The sequence below is a fragment of the Vibrio sp. MOR3 genome, from assembly GCF_001557775.1.
Lineage (GTDB): Bacteria > Pseudomonadota > Gammaproteobacteria > Enterobacterales > Vibrionaceae > Vibrio > Vibrio jasicida.
Genome location: NZ_LNRD01000026.1, coordinates 26597 through 37052 on the forward strand (window position 1 = coordinate 26597; position 10456 = coordinate 37052).

Here is a 10456-nt window from a genome sequence, read left to right on the forward strand (position 1 = left end):
GTGCTCAAACGTTTGCGTAATACAGACCGCTTGCGAGTCAAATTGGTTAATGTATAATCGCCCACCGCTTCGCTCAGAATGAGCTTAGCCAGTTTATTTTTTCATTTTACATTGTTGGTAAGAGTGCTTTTCTTTATTGAAAGGGCTCGATTTGGGTTCCCTCACCCCCAAACCAAACTAAAAAGGTATCGCATGAGTAACTTTACCCCTGCGCAGCAGCGCAACGCCCTTATCTATCTGGTTCTATTCCACCTAGTCATTATTGCATCTAGCAATTACCTAGTTCAGCTACCGTTTACTATCTTTGGCTTCCATACCACTTGGGGCGCATTTACCTTCCCATTTATCTTTTTGGCTACCGACCTTACAGTTCGTATTTTCGGTGCAAAAATGGCGCGTAAGATCATTTTCTTAGTGATGCTACCTGCATTGGCTGTCTCTTACTTCCTATCGGTGGTGTTCTTTGAAGGCCAATTCCAAGGCCTTGCTCACCTAGGGGAGTTCAACCTGTTCGTTGCTCGAATTGCGATTGCTAGCTTCATGGCTTACTTGCTTGGTCAAATCATGGATGTGCACGTGTTCAACCGTCTACGCCAGATGAAACAGTGGTGGGTGGCACCAACGTGTTCAACGCTTTTTGGTAATGCACTTGATACCATCGCTTTCTTTGCCATTGCGTTCTACCAAAGTCCAGATCCATTTATGGCGGAGCATTGGACAGAAATCGCGCTGGTGGATTACGGATTCAAACTGATTATCAGTCTTGGTTTGTTCGTTCCTATGTACGGTGTACTACTGAATTACCTGATTAAGAAGCTGACTGCGGTGAACCCTGACTTTAAGGTGACGACAAGCGTTCAATCTTAATATCAGTGGGAACCCCGAAAGCCGCTTACTCAAATCAAGCGGCTTTTTTGTGCCTGTTTACTTGGGTTTAGAGCGTTTTGTACAGCGTGGGGAGTAATTAGATCATGGGTGTCCAAAAGCCCCATGAGCTGTACGCAGGTAAAACTCGACAAAGCTTAACAATAAAAAAGGCCCTAATAAGGACCTTTCTTTAAACAATCATTGAGTGATGGTGATTAACTTGTGACGACGCTAAGCGGCCAGCCAATATCAGTCTGACGGTTGGATTCAATTTCCAACTCAGCGGCTGTTAACGGGTTTGCATCAAGCCAGTTAGCATCAATGTTCAGTGTTAACTTGTCGCCTTCTGCATTTAGCGTGACTTTTGGTTCCAGCGCTGGGTTGCGGCGATGGCTCAATAGTACGGCAAGGCGTAATAAACGAAGTAATCGCTTACCACTAGTTCCAGACAGCGCGTGCTGCTCTGGTAAAGAGGTGAGCTGCTCACGGTAACGTCGAACGATTTCACCGATAACAAACTTCTGAGCGCGCGTATAACCAGGTAAGTCCAAATGTTGTAGTAGGTAAGCGCTGTGCTCACCGCCTTTCTTGAAATCGATAGTTAGCCCGATTTCGTGCAACTTGGCCGTTGTTTCTAGCAGTACTTTACCTTGTGGTTCTGCTACCCATTCGTCACCACCGACTTGTTCAAGCAATCTGCTCGCAAGGTTTGCTACTTGTTCACCATATTGGCAATCCAATTGGTAACGACTCTGTACGCTGCAAATAGTACGTGCACGAATGTCATTTTGACGAAGTTCGTCGACCATCTCATACACTAAGCCTTCACGCAGTGCGCCGCCAGCCAATGTCATCGCATCAATTTCTAGTAACTCGAATATGGCGATAAGAATGGATAAACCACTTGGGAAGACTAACGCGCGTTCTAGGGTAAGTCCCTCGATATCGAGTTCTTCTAAGTGATCGGCAAGCATGGCTTGTTTTTGCAGGCGCTTGAGTTTGGCATGAGTAATGACTTCGTCCATACCTTGCGCAAGCATGATCTCTTGCAGAGCCTGAACTGTGCCAGAAGCGCCAACACAGACATCCCAACCTAGCTCTGTATACTGCTCCAGAATCGGTTTGAGTGTTTGTTTTGCGCCTTCTATAGCGGCTTCAAAGTTACGTGCATTGAGCTGGCGGTCTTTGAAGAAGTTTTCCAACCAAGTGACACAGCCCATTTTTAAACTGGTGAGTGCTTTGGCTTCAAAACCTTCGCCGATGATCAGTTCGGTACTTGCGCCACCAATGTCAACCACCAAACGGCGGCCACTGCCGCCAGAAGTGTGAGCAACACCTTTATATATAGTGGCGGCTTCTTCTTCACCGGTAATCACTTCGATAGGCAGACCTAAAATTTGGTTCGCCTTCTCTAGAAAAACATCCACATTAGTCGCGGTACGCAATGTCGCGGTACCGACGATGCGGATGTTCTGTTTAGGAATGTCCTGCAAGCGTTCTGCAAATAGACTTAAGCAGTCCCATCCTCGCTGCATAGCTTCCGTACTAAGAGAATTATGTTCATCTAAGCCCGCTGCTAGACGAACTTTGCGCTTAATTTTAGCCATGGTTTGAACGCTGCCATCGATGTGACGCACAACGAGCATGTGAAAACTGTTCGACCCGAGGTCGATGGCGGCGTATAGCGGTGATGATCCTGCTTGACTCATAAACGACTTCAGTTTCCTATTATGATTGTTTTGGCGCTGATTGACGTGGCTGACGAGGACGGCGTCCTTGCGGCTTACGGTTACCAGAGCGAGTACCACCTGTATTGGTGCGGCGTTGCTGAGTACGAGGTGCACGCATACGAAGTGGAGCTGGCAATTCCTGAATCAATGCCGATGCATCGTAATCAGAAACTGGGATTGCATGCTCAATGTATTCTTCGATAGGTGGCAAGTTGATTGCGTAATCTTCACAAGCAAAGCTGATTGAGTGACCACTTGCACCTGCACGACCAGTACGACCGATACGGTGAACGTAATCTTCACAATCATCAGGTAAGTCGAAGTTAAATACGTGTGTTACTTGAGGAATATGTAGACCACGTGCCGCAACGTCGGTTGCTACGAGTAGGTCAACTTCACCGCGAGTGAATTGTTCAAGAATCTTTTCACGTTTCTTCTGTGGAACGTCGCCAGTCAATAGACCAACACGGTGTCCGTCTGCCGCTAGGTGACCCCAGATTGACTCACACTTGTGTTTGGTGTTTGCAAAAACGATCGCACGATCTGGCCATTCTTCTTCAATCAAAGTTTGAAGTAGTGCCATCTTATCTTCGTTAGAAGGGTAGAAAAGTTCTTCTTGGATGCGGTGACCTGTTTTTTGTTCAGGCTCAACCACAACATGCTCAGGGTTATGCATGTGCTCGAAGGCAAGTTCTTGTACACGGTAAGAAAGCGTTGCTGAGAAAAGCATGTTCAAACGCTCTTTTGGCTCAGGCATACGACGGAACAAGAAGCGAATGTCTTTGATAAAGCCTAGGTCAAACATACGGTCTGCTTCATCCAAAACAACTGCTTGAATGTTGTTTAGGTTGAAGACGCGCTGTTTGTAGAAATCAATAATACGACCAGTCGTACCGATCAGGATATCGACGCCGTCTTGAAGCTTATTTAGTTGCTTATCGTAGCTTTCGCCACCGTAAGCCAGTGCTGCTTTAAGACCAGTACTTGCGATCAAAGGCTCAGCATCGTTGTAGATCTGAATCGCTAGCTCACGTGTTGGTGCCATGATAATTGCACGCGGTTGTGTCGGCTTGCGGCCTTCATGTTCTGGTGTCGTCAGAAGGTGGTTGAAAGTTGCAGTAAGAAACGCGAGGGTCTTACCAGTGCCCGTTTGGGCCTGGCCTGCAATGTCTTGGCCGGTGAGCAGTACCGGCAACGCCAAGGCTTGGATAGGGGTACAAAACTCGAACCCTTTTTTTTCCAATCCTTCAATAACTTGGGGCTTTAAATCCAAATCGGCGAACTTTTGCTCTGTGATATGCGTCTTTTTCATAGCTATAGAATATCAGCTAAAGCTTGCAATACGAAAGTAAATACATTCCAATAGGGCATCTATTTACTGGTTATCATCCAACCAGTTTCGAAAAACACATTGGAGTGGAAGATGAGTGATAAGATTTTGCAGCTTACTGATGACGGTTTTGAAAACGACGTAATCAACGCTGCAGGCCCGGTTCTAGTGGATTTCTGGGCAGAATGGTGTGGTCCTTGTAAAATGATTGCTCCAATTCTGGACGAGATCGCTGACGAGTACGAAGGCAAGCTCACTATCGGTAAACTAAACATTGACCATAACGCGGGTACACCACCTAAGTTTGGTATTCGCGGCATTCCAACGCTACTGTTATTTAAAGACGGTAACGTAGCGGCAACGAAAGTTGGTGCTTTGTCTAAGACTCAGTTAAAAGAGTTCTTGGACGCAAACCTATAATCACCAAGTGATTACAGACAAAACCGTGCAATGTAACAATGCGCGGTTTTGTTTTTCTAACTCTGGACTAGAATATTAATTAGTGCTAACTTATCGCGCGTTAATTGAACAAATTTCTCTTCTTGGTCGATCCTGAGACCAAATCCATCTTAACTAGAAAACAGATCTTATTTTGACTAAACAAGCATCCACCACCATGAATCTTACTGAACTGAAGAACAGACCAGTATCTGACCTTGTAAAGCTTGGCGAAAGCCTAGGTCTTGAGAACCTAGCTCGTCTAAGAAAACAAGACATCATCTTCGCTATTCTTAAAGCGCACGCGAAAGGCGGCGAAGACATCTTTGGCGATGGGGTTCTGGAGATTCTGCAAGACGGCTTTGGTTTCCTACGTAGCGCAGACAGCTCATACCTTGCTGGCCCTGATGATATCTACGTTTCGCCAAGTCAGATTCGTCGTTTTAACCTACGTACTGGTGACTCAATTGCTGGTAAGATTCGTCCACCAAAAGACGGTGAGCGTTACTTTGCCCTTCTGAAAGTCAACACCGTAAACGACGACAAACCAGATAACGCTCGTAACAAGATCCTATTCGAGAACTTAACGCCTCTACACGCGAATGAGCGTATGGTTATGGAGCGCGGTAATGGTTCTACAGAAGATATCACAGCACGTGTTTTAGATTTGGCATCACCAATCGGTAAAGGCCAACGTGGTTTGATTGTTGCTCCGCCGAAAGCGGGTAAAACAATGCTTCTGCAAAACATTGCTCAAAGCATCGCATACAACCACCCTGAGTGTGAGTTGATGGTACTTCTAATCGACGAACGTCCGGAAGAAGTGACAGAGATGCAGCGTCTAGTTAAAGGTGAAGTAGTAGCGTCAACATTCGATGAGCCAGCTTCTCGCCACGTACAAGTAGCAGAAATGGTAATCGAGAAAGCAAAACGTCTTGTTGAACACAAGAAAGACGTGGTTATCTTGCTTGACTCTATTACTCGTCTAGCTCGTGCATACAACACCGTAGTGCCTTCATCAGGTAAAGTACTAACTGGTGGTGTGGATGCAAACGCACTACACCGTCCTAAGCGTTTCTTCGGTGCAGCTCGTAACGTAGAAGAAGGCGGCAGCTTAACTATCATCGCAACAGCGCTAGTCGATACTGGCTCTAAAATGGATGAAGTTATCTACGAAGAGTTTAAGGGTACAGGTAACATGGAACTGCACTTGAACCGTAAGATTGCTGAAAAGCGTGTATTCCCTGCGATTGATTTCAACCGCAGTGGTACGCGTCGTGAAGAGCTACTAACGAAGACAGACGAACTACAGAAGATGTGGATTCTACGTAAGATTGTTCACCCAATGGGTGAAACTGACGCGATGGAGTTCCTAATCGATAAGCTAGCGATGACGAAGACCAACGACGAGTTCTTCGATGCAATGCGTCGTCAATAGTCTCAGATAAGTAATTCTGCGAAGGGCCACCGTATATCGGTGGCTTTTTTATTGCTTTCTCCCGATAGAAGCAGCAGAATGAAGAAAATGTTATCGGGAGGTTAACATGCAACAAGGAATGTTGTCGTCATTACTCCTGAGCTTGTCACTTATCACATTACCCGCAACGTTATCTGCGAAGGAAATGCAGGAAACCGTGGTAGAGCAGTGGCTTCAGGATACCCACATACAGACCAAAGTATCTGAATTGCTCGATTATGCAGTCAGAGACGAGGTCGACTCGCTTAAATTCGCTCTCGACCGACTTGCTTTCCCTCAACAAGAAGTCGTCCGTTTTCTTTTGCTCGAAAAGCTTGAGCAACAAGAAATCATCCTTACGCCAAGAATGGCCATTTTTGTCGAATCCCAAATCAGTATTACGCCAACCTATCAAGTGCTTGAGCGTGGTGATGGTTATGAGTTCAGCATACCCGCATTTAACTTTCCTGCGGTGGCAAGCCGTTTGATCAAACGCTGGAAGCAAGACCAAAGCACGTTGGAGTTTGTATTGGAAGCAGAGCGCCAAGAACTCAACCTTAAAGATTGGCTTACCGGTACATCGCAGCAAATACAAGCTCGAGAGGCATTGTTGATCCGCGAATTAGACAGCTTATCTCCAGATGCACTTGAGGCAATCACTAAACAGTTAACTCATGCAAACGTTACTAGCTGGTTACCTTCTACAGCCGTTGTCGTACGTTTAGCACAAGTGAGTCAAAATGAGGCGATGTATGATCTGCTGTGGCGAATGCGTGCTGATTACAACAGCCAAACTGAGCTTACAAGGTTAGCGGAAGTTGGTGATGCATTCTCTTTGCAGCAATTGATGAGCTCTACTGTTAATCCAACTTTAAAACCCTATGCAATTGAGCTTCTGACGAGATCCAATCCTCTTACTTCCGACGTAAAACAGTTTCTGATCGCTAAAATGGCGCTTTCTGAGGAAGCTACTTTAGTGGCCAGAGAGCTAGCGAAACAAGGGCATCAATCTTGGTTGGAAGAGTTAGTGTCAAACAATCGCCAAGTAAAAGCTCGGCAGATTGAAAAGTTCTTGGAATAACTGTTCCTGAATTAAGCGTTCTTCAAGGCTCGATTCTTGTCGCTGCGTAGCTCACATACCCACACAAAATAGGAGGATCTTAGCGTCCTCCTATTTGTTATACTGCGAATAATTTAATCAGCCAGCATGAAGGCCTATGAGTTTTAAGGATTTACGCGAATTTATCGACCACCTAGAACAGAAAGGTCGACTTAAACGCATCACTCACCCCGTCGATCCCGCTTACGAAATGACAGAAATAAGTGACCGCACCTTGCGTGCTGGTGGCCCGGCACTGTTGTTTGAGAATCCAATTGGCTACGACGTACCTGTTTTGACGAACCTATTTGGTACGCCAGAACGTGTCGCAATTGGCATGGGGCGCGAAGACGTTAAAGAATTAAGAGAAGTCGGTAAGCTGCTGGCTTATTTAAAAGAACCTGAGCCACCAAAAGGCTTTAAAGACGCCTTAGAAAAACTGCCAGTGTTCAAGCAAGTGTTGAACATGCCAGCCAAGCGTCTACGTAAAGCGCCGTGCCAAGACATTGTATGGCAAGGTGATGAAGTCGATTTGGATAAAATCCCAGTGATGAGCTGCTGGGCAGAAGACGTTGCGCCACTGCTTACGTGGGGTTTAACTGTGACTAAAGGTCCGAATAAGAAACGTCAGAACCTAGGTATTTATCGCCAGCAGAAAATTGCCAAGAACAAAATTATCATGCGTTGGTTAGCTCACCGTGGTGGTGCGCTTGACCTGCGCGATTGGATGGAAACCAATCCAGGTAAACCTTTCCCAGTTTCGGTCGCGTTTGGTGCAGACCCAGCAACCATTCTTGGCGCAGTAACACCCGTACCAGATACGCTATCGGAATATGCATTTGCTGGTTTACTGCGCGGCAGCAAAACTGAAGTCGTGAAGTCAATCAGTAATGATTTGGAAGTGCCAGCGAGTGCGGAAATCGTTATGGAAGGTTATATCGACCCGAATGAGTTTGCCGATGAAGGCCCTTACGGTGACCACACCGGCTACTATAACGAAAAAGAAAAGCACCACGTATTTACCATTACGCACATTACTATGCGTAAGGACCCAATTTATCACAGTACCTACACCGGTCGTCCGCCAGATGAACCGGCTGTATTGGGTGTGGCATTAAACGAAGTGTTTGTGCCTATTTTGCAAAAGCAGTTCCCAGAGATTGAAGACTTCTATCTACCGCCGGAAGGGTGTTCGTACCGAATGGCAGTCGTCACCATGAAGAAGCAGTACCCAGGACATGCCAAGCGCGTAATGATGGGCGTGTGGTCTTTCTTACGTCAATTCATGTATACCAAGTTTGTTATTGTGTGCGATGAATCGGTAAACGCACGAGATTGGAATGATGTCGTGAAAGCCATGTCAGAGCATATGGATCCTGTGCGTGATACCTTGATGATAGATAACACGCCAATCGACTCGCTCGACTTTGCTTCACCAGTGGTTGGTCTTGGATCCAAGATGGGTTTAGATGCAACCATTAAGTGGGATGCCGAGCTGGCGACGCGAACCAAGGTCACTGAACGAGACAGTAAAGCGATTACCGAAGCAGAACTGAATGAGTTGAAACAGCAACGTCCTGAGATTGTTGATATCTACCTACCAGCCACAGCAAACAACCAATTTGCTGTTGTAACAATGAAGAAAGACCAAGCTGGTCAATCTCAAGCATTGATGGAATACCTGTGGGACTTCTTTGCTCGGTACACGGATAACAAATTCATTATTTTGTGCGACGATGACGTCAATGCACAAGATTGGAATGACATCATTTGGGCTGTGACAACTCGAATGGATCCCGACAGAGATACCACTCAAGTTCGTGGTAAGGCGGGTAGCTCATCTAAACTTGGGCTCGATGCGACCAATAAGTTTGAATCTGAAGCCACACGCGAATGGGGTACGCCTATCAAAAAAGATCCTAAACTTGTGGCTAAAGTCGATGAGATTTGGGACCAGTTAGGTATTCTATGAGTCATCAAGTCCACCTTCTACCGATGGACGTTACGTTCCAAGTAAAAGAAGGGGAGACAGTGTTGGAAGCTGCGCTCAACAACAATATTCGCTTCCCACACCGTTGCCAAGTTGGCGCTTGCGCCATGTGCATGTGTAAAAAGCTAACGGGCGAGGTGAGTTATCACCTCGAACCGATGCTAACCGAAAAAGAGCAACAGCAAGGCTGGATATTCCCTTGCCAAGCCTATACAGAAAGTAATTTAGTGCTTACTTTTGACGAGTAAGCGAGAGGAACACCATGACCATCCAATGTAAAGTAAAGTCTATTGAGCCGTTAGCTTGTAATACTTACCAAATCCTTCTTCATCCAGAATCACCAGTGCCTTTTAAAGCAGGTCAGTATCTAATGGTAGTGATGGGTGAAAAAGACAAACGCCCTTTCTCTATTGCAAGTAGCCCTTGCCGTCATGAAGGCGAACTGGAGTTGCACATCGGTGCGGCAGAGCAAAATGCTTACGCATTAGAAGTCGTTGAAGCAATGCAATCGGCATTAGAAACAGATGGTCATATCGAAATTGATGCACCACATGGTGATGCTTGGGTTCAAGAAGAAAGCGAGCGCCCGCTATTATTGATTGCTGGTGGCACTGGCTTTAGTTACGTGCGTTCGATTTTGGATCACTGTGTTGCACAGAACAAAACCAACCCTATCTATTTATACTGGGGTGCACGAGACAACTGCCAGCTTTATGCTAAAGAAGAACTGGCCGAGATTGCCGATAAGTTTGCTAACGTTCACTTTGTTCCAGTAGTAGAAGAAGCACCTGCCGATTGGCAAGGTAAAGTTGGTAACGTGCTACAAGCGGTGAGTGAAGATTTCGAAAGCTTAGAAAACTACGATATCTATATTGCTGGCCGCTTTGAAATGGCTGGGGCAGCGCGTGAACAGTTCACCCAGAACAAGAAAGCGAAGAGTGAACGTATGTTCGCAGACGCGTACGCATTCATTTAAATACAGCTTTTGGGGCAGAAAAAGAGGGTTTTTTACCCTCTTTTTTGCTTTTTTGATGAAATAGTCATCGAACAGTTAGTTTTTTCCATTTTTTTTCAAAAAAGGGTTGCGAACGGATCTGAGTTCCCTATAATGCGCATCCACCGACACGGCAGACGCGATAAGGCTTCAGCAGGGTCGGAGAGGTGAAAAGCTTCTGAGAAAATAAATTGAAAAAAGTGTTTGACACTCTCAATTATCTCGCTAGAATGCACCTCCGCTTTGAGAGAAAAACTTCTCGCAAAGCAAGCTCTTTAACAATATAGACCTATCAATCTGTGTGGGCACTCGTTGATGATAATCCAATTAGAAACTTCGGTTTCAAATTAGGTTTCAATGAACTGAGTGACCAATCAAGTCTTCGGACTTGGCACAGTCAATTCATTATCATTCTGTTGGAATGGTAATAGCTTTAAAATTACTTCTTACTTTCGAGTAAGGATGAGTTTTGAAGTCAGTATTCGTTGAGCCGAACAAAATCTTAAATTGAAGAGTTTGATCATGGCTCAGATTGAACGCTGGCGGCAGGCC

At 45.7% G+C, this 10456-nt stretch carries 9 protein-coding genes; 7 read left to right on the forward strand and 2 right to left on the reverse strand.

The annotated features are described in order from the left end of the window. Positions 1-192 precede the first annotated feature (192 nt). The gene (locus ATB76_RS26070) at positions 193-867 is read left to right on the forward strand and encodes a 7-cyano-7-deazaguanine/7-aminomethyl-7-deazaguanine transporter (protein WP_038877449.1); all 675 of its coding nucleotides are present in this window, start codon (positions 193-195) and stop codon (positions 865-867) included. 215 nt (positions 868-1082) lie between these two features. Here the strand turns inward: ATB76_RS26070 and gppA are convergent, their stop codons facing one another. Then, entirely contained in the window at positions 1083-2576 is a 1494-nt protein-coding gene (gene gppA, locus ATB76_RS26075; RefSeq protein WP_038868583.1) for a guanosine-5'-triphosphate,3'-diphosphate diphosphatase, read from the reverse strand. Between the two features lie 19 nt (positions 2577-2595). Next, positions 2596-3909 (reverse strand): ATP-dependent RNA helicase RhlB, encoded by a 1314-nt coding sequence (gene rhlB / locus ATB76_RS26080; protein WP_038877451.1) that lies wholly within the window; start codon positions 3907-3909, stop codon positions 2596-2598. 111 nt (positions 3910-4020) lie between these two features. On the opposite strand from rhlB, the gene trxA reads away from it, so the two are divergent. The 6 genes from trxA to fre all read left to right on the forward strand — a co-directional run bounded on the left by trxA (position 4021) and on the right by fre (position 9886). Next, positions 4021-4347, forward strand: a complete 327-nt coding sequence (gene trxA / locus ATB76_RS26085; protein ID WP_004745500.1) for a thioredoxin TrxA — start codon at positions 4021-4023, stop codon at positions 4345-4347. Positions 4348-4543: 196 nt separating this feature from the next. Beyond that, a complete protein-coding gene (rho, locus tag ATB76_RS26090; protein ID WP_038868581.1) occupies positions 4544-5803 on the forward strand; it encodes a transcription termination factor Rho in 1260 nt (419 codons plus the stop codon). A gap of 106 nt (positions 5804-5909) precedes the next feature. Then, positions 5910-6902 carry a hypothetical protein gene (locus tag ATB76_RS26095; RefSeq protein WP_038868580.1) on the forward strand — a complete coding sequence of 331 codons (993 nt, stop codon included), beginning with the start codon at positions 5910-5912 and terminating at the stop codon, positions 6900-6902. Positions 6903-7038: 136 nt separating this feature from the next. After that, the gene (ubiD, locus tag ATB76_RS26100; protein ID WP_039974943.1) at positions 7039-8892 is read left to right on the forward strand and encodes a 4-hydroxy-3-polyprenylbenzoate decarboxylase; all 1854 of its coding nucleotides are present in this window, start codon (positions 7039-7041) and stop codon (positions 8890-8892) included. Then, positions 8889-9158: a 2Fe-2S iron-sulfur cluster-binding protein gene (locus ATB76_RS26105; RefSeq protein WP_009696789.1), complete on the forward strand. Its 270-nt coding sequence runs from the start codon at positions 8889-8891 to the stop codon at positions 9156-9158. The genes ubiD and ATB76_RS26105 overlap by 4 nt, the downstream gene beginning before the upstream one ends. Positions 9159-9172: 14 nt before the next feature. Then, positions 9173-9886: an NAD(P)H-flavin reductase gene (fre, locus tag ATB76_RS26110; protein ID WP_038868577.1), complete on the forward strand. Its 714-nt coding sequence runs from the start codon at positions 9173-9175 to the stop codon at positions 9884-9886. Positions 9887-10456: the final 570 nt, after the last annotated feature.